Source organism: Paraburkholderia sediminicola, from assembly GCF_046027825.1.
Lineage (GTDB): Bacteria > Pseudomonadota > Gammaproteobacteria > Burkholderiales > Burkholderiaceae > Paraburkholderia > Paraburkholderia sediminicola_D.
On record NZ_JAQQDU010000051.1, the window covers coordinates 46,800 to 61,403 of the forward strand.

The window sequence follows — 14,604 nt, forward strand, 5'->3', positions numbered from 1 at the left end:
GCCATCGCGCCACGGAGACACCATGTATAACGATGTAGACGCGCCAGCTACAGACCCGGCGCCGCGCTCCCGCCGGGCGGTGCTCATGCAATGGCGGATCGTTTTCGCTTCGATGATCGCGCTGTTGTGTGGCGCGAGCACGCTGACGATTTTTGGCCTCGGCATGTTCGTGAAGCCTCTGCAAACGGAGTTCGGTTGGTCCCTGACGCAGATATCGCTCGCGAACACGATCGTGTCGCTCAGTTGCGTCGTGTCGTCGATCGCGCAAGGCATCCTGATCGATCGCTTCGGGCCGCGTCGGATCGTCCTGATATCCGTGCCGTTGCTGGGACTCTGCTTCGCCTCGATGTATTTCCTGCCAAACGATCTTCGGCTGTTTTATCTCGCGTGGATGCTGATCCCGCTACTGGGCGTGGGCACCTGGACCGGTTCATATGCGAAAGTCATCGCGGCGTGGTTCGACCGCAGACTAGGCGTCGCCCTCGGCATCGCCTCGATCGGCGTCGGACTCGGGTCCGCGCTGATGCCGCCTTTGACACATACTTTGCTGTCGCTTTACGGCTGGCGTCTGACTTACGTCTGGATCGGCGCCCTGAGCGTTGGCATTGCGTTGCCGGTCGTGTATTTCAATCTGTACGACGCGCCGGCTTCGCGCGGACTTGCCGACGTGTCGGCTGCCGTAAAGACGGGCGCGCGACAACCGGCGTACCGGTTGTCGCAGGCGTTCGGGTCGCGCACTTTCTGGTTTCTCATAGCCGGCTTCGCGCTGCTCGGCTTCGTGACGACGGGCGTTGCCACGCATCTCGTCCCGATGCTGATGAACGCGGGCATTGACGGCCAACACGCGGCGCTCGGGCAATCGCTGCTGGGCGTCGGGCTGATTCTCGGACGGCTAACGGCGGGCTATTGTCTTGACCGTTTTCCTGCTGTGCGTGTCTCTACGGGATCGCTGCTGGGTCCGCTGTTTGGCTGCGGCGGATACGCCGTCTTCGGTGTCGGCTCGCATTCGATGTATGTGTTTGCGTTTCTGATCGGCGTCGGCATCGGCGCTGAGTTCGACCTGCTGGGCTTCTATGTGCGTCGCTATTTCGGCACGCTCGCCTACGGCAAACTTTACGGCAGCATATTCGCGAGCTTCCAGTTTGGTTCCGGCGTCGGCTCGGCGGCGGTCGCCGCGGGCACCGCCTATTTCGGCGGCTATGCACCGATGCTCGCGTTGATGGCCGGTTTCGTGGCAATCGTGATCGGCTTACTGGCATCGCTCGGGCCGCTACCGAGGACTGCACGCGACGATCGTGCCACGCCGGAAGGCCTTCCTGTTCGGCTTTAGCCATGCGTTACGCAGGAATGACAGGGCGAGGCCGCACCCAACCGGGTCGGGCGGCCAACGACTTCGTGAAGGTGCTGCGTCCCTACGTACCGTGGACCGTATTCACGCGGGCTACCGCTGCACCTGTGCCCGTATCGGTCGTTCGATCTCTTGCTTCAGATGCTCCGTTTCCGGGGCGCTCGATGCCGACGACAGACAGGCTGCGGGCGGCCAGTTTGTTTCTTCGCATTGCAGCCTGAATCGCCGACAATTGAGAGCATGAACCTGCATGATGGCGCTGTAGAGACATCGAGAGCGCAGAATGCGCTTGATGACAAAAATTGCGTCTCGGTCGCGTCTCAAAAAGGCGGAAAACGACTTCAATGGGCTAGGAGGGTCGGCGAATATGAAATCAGCTCGTCTCCGATCGATAGCCCGCGACACTACCGGCGCCCTTGCCGGTGCATTGACCGTCGTTCCCATCATCCTCAGTTGCGGCGCCGTGCTGTATGAAAGCATGGGTGCTGCATGGGTGACGGCAGGCATATCCGCTGCCTTTGTCGCGGCGGTGGCGGCTGCCATCGTTACGGCGCTGGTGGGCGGGAAGCCGTTGCACATGAATTCACCGAAAACGACGCATGCCGCCATTTTGTCTGGCCTGATTGCGAGCATGGCGACGGATCCGTCATTCGGCTCTGGAAGCAGCAGCGGGGGCGCCGCGCTCATGGTTGTAGCGTCCACCGCACTACTCGTTTCTGGCATTGTTCAGTCGATTCTGGGTGCGTCGCGCCTCGGTTTGCTCGTCAAGTTCGTTCCGTATCCGGTTCTCGCGGGCTTCATCAATGGGTTCGCGATCCAGATCATCCTGAATCAACTACCCCGAGCCTTGGCGATCGATGGGCCAGAGGAGCTACTACGGGCCTTGAACGGCACGGTGCCGGTCAACTGGTGGGCTTTGGGATTTGCCCTTGGGTCGGGCGGACTGGTGATCCTGGCGAAGAAGCGAAGCGGGCCTGTTCCCGCGGCATTGATCGGTCTCTTTGGCGGAACGGCACTCCAGATGCTGTGCTTGCGGCTTGTTCCGCAAGAGCATCTGGGTGCCACGATAGGAGCGCTGCCGCCGGGCATACCGCTGATCCTGCGTTTCACCGACATCCTGAACTTCGTTACCTCCGCGGGTTTTCGCAATCACGCCGCTGTGATACTGGCGACCGGCGTCACGATCGCACTGGTGTCGTCAATACAATCCCTGCTGAGCATCTCGAGCACCGAACAACTCTTCGGGGCTCGCCACAACAGTAATCGCGAACTGGTCGTGCAGGGCGCCTCCAATATCGTGTCGGCGTTGTTTGGCGGTGCGCCCAGCGGCGGATCGCCAAACATCACACGAATCGTCCATGCGAGCGGCGGGCGTACCGGGCTTGCCAACTTTGTGTACGCATGCACGCTACTGGCGCTGTCATATGGGTTGAACCGGCTAGTCGGCCAGATTCCGCTCTCGGTCATGGCCGGTGTCGTGATCGTGACCAGCGCGGAGGCGATGGACAAGTGGACGCATCAGCTGCTGCTCGGTGTTGGTTATGGCGCCCACTCCCATTCTTCGACCCGCTGGGAGATTTTCCTTAACCTTGCGCTGGTGTTCGTCGTGACCGCGTTAGTCGTCTTCACGAGTGTACTGATTGCGCTCGGTGTGGGTTTCGCCGCCGCGTTAATCGCGTTCATCTATCGCTCGAATGCGCAAATGATTCGCCGCATACAACATGCACCGCAGCTTCGCTCCAGAACGGAAAGATCGGACGCCGCGCTTGAGGCGCTTGGCCAGCATGGCCGCCGGATTGCTATCGTCGAACTTGATGGCCCGCTCTTTTTCGGCTCGGCGGAGCGGGTGGAGCGAGTGGTCGGAGATGAATTATCCGGTAGCGACTGGGTGTTGCTCGACCTGAAGCGCATCAGCCATTTCGACAGCAGCGGCGTATTGATGTTAAAGCGCCTCGATGAATTGCTGCTCAGGTCCGGGCGACGTCTGTTTCTTGCACCGCTTCTCGCCGGGGGGCGCCGCCGGAGGTTTCTGATGGAATGGGGACTGACGAAGCCGGAAGCGGAGTTGCGCGTATTCGACAGCACTGATGCCGCGCTGTCGCAAGCCGAAGACGAACTGCTCGGCAAGTTGGTCGCGCAGGAAAGCGATGAGGAAATCGACTTTTCCGCCTTTCCGTTGACTCAGGACATGAGCGATGACGAGCGAGCGCTGCTGACGAGCCTGGCGACGCGCAGATCATTTGCTGCCGGCGGTGTCGTGCTCGGACGCGAGGACCCGCGTGGCGGCCTGTTACTGCTGATGCGAGGGCGGCTCAGCGTTCTATGGGAGAAAGAAGGGAAGGCGTTGCGCATGGCCAGTTACCGGGCGGGCATGACGCTCGGCGAAATACCGTTGATGTTGGAGCGGCAGCGCCTGTTAAACCTTGTCGCAGATACGCCCGCTGTCTTGCTGGAGCTATCGCAGGACACGCTCGAACATCTGCGCACCACGATGCCGGGCCTGGACGCGAAACTGATGCGGAATTTGAGTATCGAAATCAGCGATCGCCTCTGTGACCTGCTCGAAACGGTAAGAGACATGGAGAGCGATTGAGCGGCGGACTTTCGCTACTGTGCCTCGACCCGTTACCGTGACAACGCCTTTCGAACGCCTAGACATCGCGCCACTCCCTAGGCTGGTTTGCTGCGATGAGGCAGTGGCAGCCCGCTAGGGCTTGTCGTCCGCACCGCTTCGGTTCCGCCAAGAGCAAGTTGCAAATAGCCTTACCCCCGATCTCTCCAATCGCCCCGAGCGTTATCGTCGGTTTACCTAGTTTTGTTCCCGGGCGTTGTCAGTCGAATTGCGGCTGGCAGACATGTCTGGAACAAGTTTGCTTCAAGAGGCTTTGCAGAAAGTTGTTCCCCAGACCAACGCTTGAGGCGATTATGTGGCCTTTCCGGCAGGCTGAATACCGATGAAAGCGCTCTCGTTTGAGGGTGCCCCGTGCGGTAACGGGAAGGCTGGGCTCGCGGTATCACGCGGCGCCTGTTTCACGTCTAGAGGCTAGGAACAAATTTCTGCAAGAAGCGGGAACAGTTTTATGCAAGCCGACGGTGGCCGGCGACGCGGGCTCGAGCGTGACCGTCATTTCGTCGAAATCGTGCTTCCTGCTGCAATGAACCCGGATCCGTTTCGCGTGCGCGGCTTGCAGCCCCAGAGCCTGCCAGATCGGAATGGTTATTAGCTGACCTGTCGCGGCCCGCACCGTGAGGTTCGACGGGGCGGTCCTGATTGGAGCCTGGTCTTGAGAGGTCATTGCAATCGTTACTGGCTCGACGGGAACCGTCAACGTGCCTGTGGAAAACGCAGCTCAACGTGGCTGCCGGACACGAACGGGCGCGAGACGAATAGAGGTGTCAATGCCGATGCCGCGTCACGTCCCACCGGTGACGGATGTTCCATCGGCCTGAGCAGGCGTTCCCGCAGATGTTCGCGCCGATAGTGCCCCACGACCAGCGTAGCCGCGATTACAAGCGCGAACAACCCAATGATCACGCCGGTCCAGGATTCGATCATGGCAACCTCCCTGCCGGCTTCGACTGCCTATTGGAATTTCAATGTAGGCGCTGACTATCCTGCAACGTATAAATCACCCGCTTTTCTTCAGCGTATCCGCAATCCGGTCTAGTTGCACCAGTAACGCCGCAGCCCGCGCGGCGATGGATTCGGAAAGCGCCGGCGTAGCCATCAATGCATCGATCCGTTTTCGCCAGTAGTCGGGTTGCGCTATTGGATTCTTCCGATCCTGAATATCACCATTCTCGATTAATCGGTCGAGTTCAATCACCATTTTCCGGATATGAAAAAATTCTTCCTGGTCGTGAATATCCGCCATGGTCCGTTTGCCTCCAGTCCTTATTGGTGTTTTTGCGTTTGGCACGTTTTACAGAATGATTACATGGATTCGGCATCAAGGATTTTTGAATCGGCCTGAACTGTCGATATTGTGGCGGGAAAAAGCAGGGGATTTTTCTGTCGCGACATCAACGCTATCGACCATCCTTGCTGATTGATTATCTTGATTTCTCGGCGCAGAACTTATCGCGTTGCTGTCAATGAGAATCAATAACCGGTGCCGGGCAATGCAGGGCAAAGCGCTATCTGTGGGACTTGATTCGCAATATTTTAAATTTCCTATATGCGGTAATGCGGATTCCCGCGAAACCGCTTCACATTGATTGATGCAGCGGAAAAAGACCTGGGATCGGACGGCCGGCTGACGAACCTGGACGGTTAAGGATTGAGGCTGCCCGAAATTGCTCCATCGTCGCCTGCCGCGACGCGCCCCCGAGAATGCGCGGAGCCCTCGATGCCCGTCAATTTTCATCAGCAATTGGTTGCGGGTTTTCCGATAGGGCGTAATTTGTCTGCGAGTCTCGTTGGGACTGGCTGGACGCTTTGCGTAATCGAACCGGTTATAGTCCAGATTTGCGGTTGTAACGAATGATCGGAAGTCAACGTCGGCAAGCGATTCCAACGAAATTAAGCCTTGAGCAGATTGAACAGTTTGTCGTGCCGCATCGGAGCCGAGGCAGGCGCGGACCCGCTCCGACGCTCGCGTTGCACACGACTTTCAGTTACATCCTGCAGCTGCTTTACACCGGATGTCAGTGGGAAGCCCTGACGATCAAGATGAACGCCCGAGGCCGTCCCGAGATTCATTACACGCGCATCTATCAGGCACTGCGACGCTGGCAGGCCGATGGTTGCATTGACTGAATATTTGCCGGCTCAGTGCGCAAGCTCCATGTGGACGGACGGCTTGACCTGAGTGTCATTCACGGCGACGGCACCACCACGGCGGCGAAGAAAGGCGGCGACAACCTGGGATACAGCGGACACAAACATCTCAAGGGCGACAGGGTCGTGCCCTTTTGCGATCGGGACTGCAACATCATCTCGCCATTCATTGCCGCTTCGGGCAACCGCAACGAATCGCCCTTGCTGCGTGAGGTGTTGCCCAAACTCAGTAAGATGGCACGCGCCATCGGCATCGACCTACGCGGTTCAACGGTGAGCCTGGACGGCGTCTACGACTGCGGGCCAATCGTCGGGCCATCTTCAACTGGAACATACATCCCAATATTCCAGAGAACCTGCGTGGCCGTAAAACAGCCAAGCGAGGCCGCAAGCGGCACTTCGACGCAGCGATCTTCGAGGAGCGCTTTCGCACGATCGAGCGCGTGTTCGCCTCGGAAGACAAGTTTCGGCGTCTGCTGCTTCGCTTTGAGCGGATTAGTCAGGTTCACTATGCGTTCAAGACGCTTGCCTACACACTGGTCAATCTGCGGCACTACTGCCGCAGTAAAGCTCGCGCACCAGACGCCCGTGTTTTCTCGCGGCGCATCGTACCGTGGTTGCGCTAGTTTGCGGCATGCCGACGAATTTGCAAAACGACTCATCTCTTCGCACCTCACGTCTGATCATCGCCATTCATCATTGCTGGCAGGCTCTCACAACCATCCTACGGCCGATCAGGCTCGAAATCCGCAACCAGTTGGGAGCAGTATCGTGACTTCCTGCAGGAGCGCGTTCAGGCAGGCGACGAACGGGCGCTGCGTGAGTTGCGCCGGATGCAACTGATCCGCCTGCGGACGAAACGTGTAGACGACGAACGCGCGGTCATTTTCAGTGCGCCGCCTCATGCGGTGAAGCGACCGGCGGCCCACGATCGCAACGGGAACATCTACGCGGGCCCGGCGATCACTTACGAGGAGCGGGCCAGCGGCGAGGTCGACTACCGGAAGGACGGCATGGCGTTCCTCGTCGACGAGGGCCGCACTTTGCGTCTGTGGGATAGTGAGCGCGAGGCGATCGAGATTGCGCTGCATTTCGCGCAGCAGAAGTTCGGCTCTACGCTCTCGCTGTCCGGACCCGAGCCGTTCCAAGCAGCCGACACTCGCATGCGTGGGGGGCGACAATGATTTCGTCCGGTCGTGTTTGTCGGTAAACCGGACTACCTGCTTGACGCTATCCAGGAATGGCAAAGGAAGTGTCTAATGTTTTTGACCGAAACAGGCATTGGCGGCGTCTGTCGGTGACAGGCCTGCGTGGAAATATCTCCGTAGACGCTCCAAGGTTGCATCGTCCGGGTGATAGTGTTGGCGGATGAATTCGGCCGCAAGCGCCTCGTCGTACCAGGCGCGCGCCCAAACTTCCAGTTCCTGCAGATTCTCGAGTGAGACAACGCATTCCGACTCATCCACCATAACTATCCTCAGATAAAAAGGCGCTTACTACTAGTCACTGTAGACGGCAGACCACTCACGCAGCAGTCCTGTAGGCTTGCATTGTTAGACGCGCATTTTCAGGCGGGAACACACACCATGTGCCGTCGTCATGTCGAAAGAAAAATATTGCAACCGAATCTTCTCTTCGAAGTACCTCTACGCGCACGTAGCGGTTCTGATTGAAAGGTGTGCGGCTGAATCTGGTGACACGAACCGGCGTCGCAAACGTTGGCGCAAGCCATTTTCCACCAGCAAACGCAGGGATCTTTCTCCAGCGAACATCTGACTCTCCTACTATTTCCTATTCCAACGACACGACTTTGCTCTCGCCCCTTCATCGAGCCAAAATCTCGACCGCAAAGCGTTAGCGATGCCAACCATACGACGAAAAAAGGGGAATAGCGCTTGCATATATGTGAGCGAGGCGCGCAGACCTGGCACCGATTGCAGCGAGCCGTGCTCCTCAAGTTGATGTCATGCCGACCGTCTCCTACGATGCTCCAGGGATCGCGACGGAACGACGAGTGGAGGCACCTGACATACATGACTCGAAACGGACCGTTGTTGACGAACGTCTGTTGTCTAGTTCGAAGACTACAAAGCTGTCGAGGCCGCTACCAGCAAAAAGTAGTGATGGGCCTCATTACCAACAGAAATACAGCCTGCAACTAGTTTTGATAAAGCGCCAGAGGTGACTCGTAGCCACCCCCGTTCAGCAGAAGCCATCCGCCTTTGAGCGTCGTCTTGCGCTAACTCACGAGTCCAATCGTCCCGCAGACGAATGGCCGCTTCTTTCAAGTGTCACTCTGCTTCGTCAAGACGCCGCATCCTTGCAATGTTAGGGTTCGAGATCCGCCCCGTTTTTTGTGCCGGCAACCCGACGAGTTCGTTTCGACCGAAACTCACGCAGGTGACGTTGATTGTGATTGAACTCGGCGTTTTATCAGCGCAACAAGCCCAACAATGTACACATCCTCCGCCCCACCTTCAACTCTCATCTTGCGAGGCTTTCGTGCTTGCAATCCACCTGACATCGTCTGAGCAATACTGCAACGATCTCTCTGTCGAAGCGTGGAAGCGTGACCGGTGATTCCCGCCACGAAGAGACTTCCATGCATTCACGGGGAACACAGGCACCGCAAGATTCGCCTTCCACTTTGCTCGAGAATAGACACGTGACTAGCCTGGGTCTGCGTTACTACAAGTTCGAGATTGAGCTTGCGAGGGCGCAACACGCGAGGAAGAAAACACGCGTGCACGCAACTCCTGCGAATATAAAGAGCGGATACGTGAACTCCTGTACTATCAAGATTCAACGCGGGACAGGTGCCATTGCACTGGCTAAATGCGGCAGAATTTAACGAAATGGGATAGACGACGTTTAGGGAAGAATGCATGGACATGGTTGTCAACAGCGTTGCGTACCGGGCCGGACGTCGTGTGTGTGACGTTACCGTCGATGACATCAGCGAGATGATAAAAGAGCCGGGCACCTTCGTCTGGGTAGGGCTGCGTCAACCCGATAGCGCATTTCTAAGGAAAATACAGGAAGAATTCAGCTTACACGATCTCGCCATCGAGGACGCACTCGCTGCACATCAGCACCCCAAGATCGAAACATATGGCGAGTCGCTCTTTATAGTAGCAAAGACCACGCAGTTAGTAGCCGACACGGTGCAGTACGGGGAGACACATATATTTGCTGGAAGAAATTTTCTTGTTACAGTCCGGCATGGTGCTTCATCGAGCTACGCGCCTATCCGCTTACGCGCTGAACAAACCCCCGAGTTGTTGGCAAAAGGACCCGGTTTCGCTCTCTACTGCATCCTCGACTCGATTGTCGACAACTACCGCTCGATTGTCAGTCACTTTGAGGCCGGATTCGATCGCATTGAGTCCGATATGTTCCGGTCGGAATTTGACCAGACAGCAATCGCCACGTTATATGAACTCCGACGGCACTTATTGACGTTGAGGAATGCGGCAGTACCCGTGGACGATATTTGCAAACAGCTGATTCGTTTTCATGAAGAAGTGGTGTCGAAAGAACTACGTGCATATCTCCGTGACGTCCAGGATCATGCCAGACAAGTGGTCATCGCGACCGATGACATGCGCGAGATGCTGACTAACGCAATGCATGTAAATCTGGCGCTTGTTTCGGTAAGACAGAATGAAGTCGTAAAACGGCTGGCTGGTTGGGGGGCCATTCTCGCCGTGCCGACCGTCATCTTTAGCATGTATGGGATGAATTTCGAGTGGATGCCAGAACTCAAAAGTACATGGGGCTACCCCGCGACCTTGCTGATCACCATCACCGGTTGTCTGATCTTGTATCGAAAGCTTAAGCGCTCGGGCTGGGTGTGAAGCGCGGCCCGGTTTACTGGATAAAATAAATATATTGACTACCGCCGTCGGATCGAAAGATTGATATCTTCGGGCGTCGAAGCGTTATAAAACGGTTTCACTATCTGGCGACGTAACCTTCAGTTTCGTACGGCAGTATGCGGCCCACTCGCTGAGCTTGTGCAATCTCGAAGAATTGAGGGCTGAACGGGATTTCAAAGTCGACCATGCGGACGATGCCGGCGCAATGGTCGATTTCCTGCTAAGTGCACGCCTCGACAGGCTGCTGCCCCCAGATATTTCGAAAAACCATCGACGCCAGACCGATGAAACGCCCAAAATTAAATCACTCCCGCCTTGACAAGGCGCGGCCCTACTTCCTGAAGTTTGGCAGACTCATCTCGACGTACCCCATCGTACACGGCTCGCCCTGACACGGTTTCTGATAGAAGACTCTGCTTGAAAGAGTCTCGTTCGTATGAAATGCCTGGGGATTTTCCTTCCGCAACGCGGAAATGGTTTCATTTTCAGAATCCACCCCATGTAACGCGGTTGATTTTAGTCTCATCCGTTGATGGAAACTTAAGCAGAGATACATCGCTTGTTGATTTGCACGGAATCCTGACCCCCGCCCTACGCAGTAATTTGCATCGAAATTGTCCCACGCAGAACACTGACCTGCTCGGCAACGGGCAGGGGGACGGAGTGATCGACGTGGCTATATTGAGCGTCATCCGACGCTGGCACTTTCGCGATCATGTCTCGTTGCGCGAGATTGCCAAACGGCTGGGCGTGTCCAGAAACACGGTCAGGCTTTACATACAGGCCGATACTGTGCTGCCGCCCTATCCCGAGCGCCACAGCCCCAGCAAGCTCGACGGGTTCGCGACGAAATTCGCCGGCTGGCTCAAGACCGAGGCGACCCTGCCTCGCAAACAGCGCAGATCCCTCAGGCAGATTCACGCGGATCTCTGCGTGCTGGGCTTCACTGGCTCTTATGATCGCGTGGCGGCGTTTGCCCGGCGCTGGCGACAGGAACAGCACGAGCAGGCAAAGACAACCGGACGCGGGACGTTTGTTCCGCTCCGGTTTGCCGCTGGCGAAGTGTTCCAGTTCGACTGGAGCGAGGACTGGGCCGTCATCGACGGCGAGCGAAGGCAGGCTGGCAGGAACGGGAACAAAGCCGGTCAGTCCAGACCAGACCAGATGGAACTGGCGCGGTTGCGTGCGGAAGTGGTTCGCCTGAAGATGGAGCGCGATATTTTAAGAAAGCCGCAGCGTACTTCGCGAAGGAGTCGATGTGAAGCGCGCGTTCATTGACCGGAATCGACACCACTGGCCAGTCTCAGTACTGTGTGAAGCGCTGGAAGTCAGCCCCAGCGGATATCATCAGCACCAACAGCGCACCGGCGGCGACAAGCCGCGCATGTGGACGGAACTGGTTGCACGCGGCGCGCGTGTGGGAAACGAGCGCGTTCGCAAGCTGATGGCGCAGCACGGCATCCGTGCACGGCACAAGCGCAATTACATCGCGACGACGAACTCGAATCACAGCCTGCCGGTCGCACCGAATCTGTTGGAGCGCAATTTCACGGCGTCGGCCCAGAACCAGGTCTGGACGAGCGATACTACCTATCTGGCGACAGCCGAAGGCTGGGTGTACCTCGCGGTCATCATCGGCCTGTTCAGCCGGCAGGTGGTGGGCTGGTCGCTGCAGCCGCATACGAATGCGGAGCTTGTCATCGACGCGCTACGTATGGCGTGCTTCCGGCGCCGCCCTGAGGCTGATGTAATCGTGCATAGCGATCGGGGCAGCCAGTGTTGCAGCGGCCTGTTTCAGGACACGTTGAGCGCCTACAGCATGCGTTCGTCGATGAGCCGACGCGGCGACTTGGGAATGCGCCGACGCAAAGCCTCCGGGGTTCGCTAAAGGTAGCACGTATGCTTGGACGGCACTTCACCACGCGGCGTGCCGCAATGGACGAGGTGATTGACTGGCTCAGTTTTTACAATGCAGGTCGGTTGCACTCGATACTCGACTACGTCAGTTCCATGACGTTCGAGAAAAACTGGTTCGCAGCCCAGCAGGGGCGAGCCACATAATTCCCTCGGTTATGGGATTCGCGGAATAGGGGCAAGGTCAGTGCGCTGCAGCGTTGATAACTGCAACCGGACGAAGTCCCTGTGGAACGGCAATCCTCCACGATTAAGTTGTGGTCGATGGGCCGCCCAGACGGTAAATGCATTTTATCCCCATCGACAGTCCGTGGTTGAGCCAGGTCTATCGGTTTTTTGTGCAAATCACGAACAAGGCGAAACGCCGCCGCTCATTCGGTTCGGTCAAGCAAATCAATGGTATCGACCAGTTCGTCATTCCACGACAATGAAAATCACAAACTGTTCATGCGGACGGCTTCTCACTTATCCCAGCCTCGAAGAGCCACGCAGACTTTGTTGGTGAGTGAGCGGAGCGGTACACTTGGTTCCTGTCGTAACGTCCACGCGTTGTGTTGCGCTGAGGGCCTTTTCCGCTGACCCGAGCCAAAACTAGCATAATCTTTTTACCCCAATCGCCGCGCGCTCGTGCAGTCAATTCGACAAAAGCGTTGAACATGAATATCAATACAGTCGATCTCAACCTCTTTCTGGTTTTTCGAGCCGTTTACGTGACACGCAGCGTGACGCAGGCGAGCGATTTGCTGCATATGACGCAGTCGGCGGTCAGCAATGCCCTTAGGCGGCTACGTGAGCGTTTCGATGACCAGCTTTTTGTACGGACATCATCAGGGATGGAGCCGACGCCTATGGCCGACGGTTTGATTGGTCTTGTCGAGGATGGCTTGGCTAAATTCACCCAGGCGATTGACCAGGCTCAGCGCTTTGAGCCGATCCACTCGGACCGGCGGTTCCGCATCGCCGTCAATGACATAGGGCAACTCGTGCTGATGCCCAGCTTATTAAGCGCTGCCCGCGAGCAAGCTCCCCTTATCCGCTTCGAGACGATTGGAGCATCTTCTGGCGACGAAGCGAAGGGATTGTTGCTCGAGGGTAAGATCGACGTGGTAGTCGGCAACTGGCCGCCGATGGGGCAGGGCTTTCGTCAACTGAAGCTCTGTGACGAGACCTTTGTTGGACTCCTGCGACGGGATCACGAAATCCAGTCAGACAAATTGAGCATTGAGGAATACCTCAATGCCGAACATCTTGCCTACCGGCCCAGCAGCGCAAACGATGCCGCGCTTCAGGAAACGCTGTTCTCGTGTGGTGCGCTGGCTCAACGAAAAGTCGTGTTAGCGGCGGCCCACTCGTTGGGGCTTGAACACGTTGTGAGCACGTCGGGCTTGCTGCTGTCGGTGCCATCGAGGCTTGCGCAGGTAATGATGCAGTCGCGTCCGGACCTTCGCCTAGTTCACCTGCCCTTTCAGGTAGGCCCCTTTCAGGTCTGGCTGCAGTGGCATGAGCGTTTCAATTCTGATAGCGGTAACTGCTGGCTGCGACAATTGATCAAATCGGTCTTTCAGAGCTTGCCACCGATGATCAGTCAGCCTGACTGACGATATCGGTCTAAGACCTGCGCAGTTAGTGTACTTTCCCGCTCGGATGTGAGCCATCGCTCGGCCGGTACAACGTATCGACGCTGCTACAATCCGGTGAACGCCAAAGCCGAGATCCGGAATCGGCGCGATGTATCGTCTTGTCGGAAAGCGTCAGATCGCGGGCGATTGGAGCCGGGCGGGAATCATGCCGGGCCTAACTGGCGAAATCTCCGCTACTGGGCGGAAGATGGTAGAGAGGTGAAGCCGACGACGCTCTCGACGCGGTGGTCCTCGGCAGGGGCCAAGGCTGGGCACTTACTGTCACGATGACCGGCTCACTATCCTTCGTCGTCATGTGCCTCAAGCGAATATGCTTAGTCACGAGGTTACACGGAAGTACCGCTGTTGCCTTTGACTTTTCGTTACTCCACAAAGGCAGCCGTTGTTTCTACCGGATGCCGCTGTTGCGATTCGATGCGGAAGCATTCGCCGCTCAGCGGCACCTGCCGCTTGTGGAGCAAGCATGTTTGCCAATCTAAGTTAAACGGCAGCTAGATAAATGCCTGCTCTCGAGCCTGTTAAATTGTCCCTTAGGCGCCCAATTACTGTCGAAGTGCGGAACCCCTTTCGCGAATGGACAGCGTAACGTAAAGTTGGTCTCTTACCTAAATGAAATCGATGCCGACTGCGTCGTGCTGAGCGCCATGCAATGCGCTGATCGCTTGCAGCGCGAGACCAAGGAGCCGGCCGCCCTCATATCACTGCAAGCACTACCTTTGAAGCATAGGGCAGATTACAGGCACACCTGTTTCCCGCATTGACGCTGAATTGCTATGTTGTACTTAGCGTTTGCGCTCGCACTCCGGCACGCCGATGTTCCGGCGGTTTTTCGCGCCATCTCGCGGTCCACGGTCGCGATCGAGTACCTGAACATGCGCGCTGTGGTCGATGCCCTGCGCGTCTCATGCTGACGTCCAGCATGCGCATTCACGCTAAAAGTTGTTGGCCTAGGGGGCTTTCTTACACTTTCACGTTGTAGTGCGATCTGATGCAGTGCGCTTCACCTTTGATATTGTCTTTCATATAATGCCGCATCAATAATTG

Annotated in this window: 8 protein-coding genes and 3 pseudogenes; 8 read left to right on the forward strand and 3 right to left on the reverse strand. The window is 57.0% G+C overall.

What is annotated here, in order from left to right; translation table 11 throughout:
* The first annotated feature begins 22 nt into the window (after positions 1–22).
* Both PQQ96_RS25410 and PQQ96_RS25415 read left to right on the forward strand, forming a co-directional pair.
* Positions 23–1,330: an MFS transporter gene (locus PQQ96_RS25410; RefSeq protein ID WP_408297797.1), complete on the forward strand. Its 1,308-nt coding sequence runs from the start codon at positions 23–25 to the stop codon at positions 1,328–1,330.
* Between the two features lie 385 nt (positions 1,331–1,715).
* Positions 1,716–3,941, forward strand: coding sequence for a SulP family inorganic anion transporter (locus PQQ96_RS25415; RefSeq protein WP_408297799.1), 2,226 nt, complete (start codon positions 1,716–1,718; stop codon positions 3,939–3,941).
* A 732-nt stretch (positions 3,942–4,673) separates the two neighbouring features.
* On the opposite strand, the gene PQQ96_RS25420 is transcribed toward PQQ96_RS25415, so the two are convergent.
* The 3 genes from PQQ96_RS25420 to PQQ96_RS25430 all read right to left on the reverse strand — a co-directional run bounded on the left by PQQ96_RS25420 (position 4,674) and on the right by PQQ96_RS25430 (position 6,682).
* A complete protein-coding gene (locus PQQ96_RS25420) occupies positions 4,674–4,904 on the reverse strand; it encodes a hypothetical protein (RefSeq protein WP_408297801.1) in 231 nt (76 codons plus the stop codon).
* A gap of 73 nt (positions 4,905–4,977) precedes the next feature.
* A complete protein-coding gene (locus tag PQQ96_RS25425) occupies positions 4,978–5,223 on the reverse strand; it encodes a hypothetical protein (protein ID WP_408297803.1) in 246 nt (81 codons plus the stop codon).
* Between the two features lie 1,195 nt (positions 5,224–6,418).
* Positions 6,419–6,682 carry a hypothetical protein gene (locus PQQ96_RS25430; RefSeq protein ID WP_408297805.1) on the reverse strand — a complete coding sequence of 88 codons (264 nt, stop codon included), beginning with the start codon at positions 6,680–6,682 and terminating at the stop codon, positions 6,419–6,421.
* Positions 6,683–6,961: 279 nt separating this feature from the next.
* Between PQQ96_RS25430 and PQQ96_RS25435 the strand changes: the two genes are divergently transcribed.
* From PQQ96_RS25435 to PQQ96_RS25460, 6 genes and pseudogenes are all read left to right on the forward strand, one after another.
* Positions 6,962–7,312, forward strand: a complete 351-nt coding sequence (locus PQQ96_RS25435; protein ID WP_408297806.1) for an LPD7 domain-containing protein — start codon at positions 6,962–6,964, stop codon at positions 7,310–7,312.
* A gap of 1,701 nt (positions 7,313–9,013) precedes the next feature.
* A complete protein-coding gene (locus PQQ96_RS25440; RefSeq protein ID WP_408297808.1) occupies positions 9,014–9,985 on the forward strand; it encodes a magnesium and cobalt transport protein CorA in 972 nt (323 codons plus the stop codon).
* Positions 9,986–10,044: 59 nt separating this feature from the next.
* Positions 10,045–10,196: pseudogene (locus PQQ96_RS25445) on the forward strand (IS6 family transposase); the annotation flags it as partial.
* Between the two features lie 473 nt (positions 10,197–10,669).
* Positions 10,670–11,119: pseudogene (locus tag PQQ96_RS25450) on the forward strand (IS21 family transposase); the annotation flags it as partial.
* Positions 11,040–12,067: pseudogene (locus tag PQQ96_RS25455) on the forward strand (IS3 family transposase). The pseudogenes PQQ96_RS25450 and PQQ96_RS25455, both read left to right, overlap by 80 nt.
* 509 nt (positions 12,068–12,576) lie before the next feature.
* Positions 12,577–13,518, forward strand: a complete 942-nt coding sequence (locus PQQ96_RS25460) for a LysR family transcriptional regulator (protein ID WP_408297810.1) — start codon at positions 12,577–12,579, stop codon at positions 13,516–13,518.
* Positions 13,519–14,604: the final 1,086 nt, after the last annotated feature.

Bases quoted from the DNA above. Each gene is read 5' to 3' on its own strand.
- PQQ96_RS25410 (WP_408297797.1), top strand. From the start codon at position 23: ATGTATAACGATGTAGACGCGCCAGCTACAGACCCGGCGCCGCGCTCC.
- PQQ96_RS25415 (WP_408297799.1), top strand. From the start codon at position 1,716: ATGAAATCAGCTCGTCTCCGATCGATAGCCCGCGACACTACCGGCGCC.
- PQQ96_RS25420 (WP_408297801.1), bottom strand. From the start codon at position 4,904: ATGATCGAATCCTGGACCGGCGTGATCATTGGGTTGTTCGCGCTTGTA.
- PQQ96_RS25425 (WP_408297803.1), bottom strand. From the start codon at position 5,223: ATGGCGGATATTCACGACCAGGAAGAATTTTTTCATATCCGGAAAATG.
- PQQ96_RS25435 (WP_408297806.1), top strand. From the start codon at position 6,962: ATGCAACTGATCCGCCTGCGGACGAAACGTGTAGACGACGAACGCGCG.
- PQQ96_RS25440 (WP_408297808.1), top strand. From the start codon at position 9,014: ATGGACATGGTTGTCAACAGCGTTGCGTACCGGGCCGGACGTCGTGTG.
- PQQ96_RS25460 (WP_408297810.1), top strand. From the start codon at position 12,577: ATGAATATCAATACAGTCGATCTCAACCTCTTTCTGGTTTTTCGAGCC.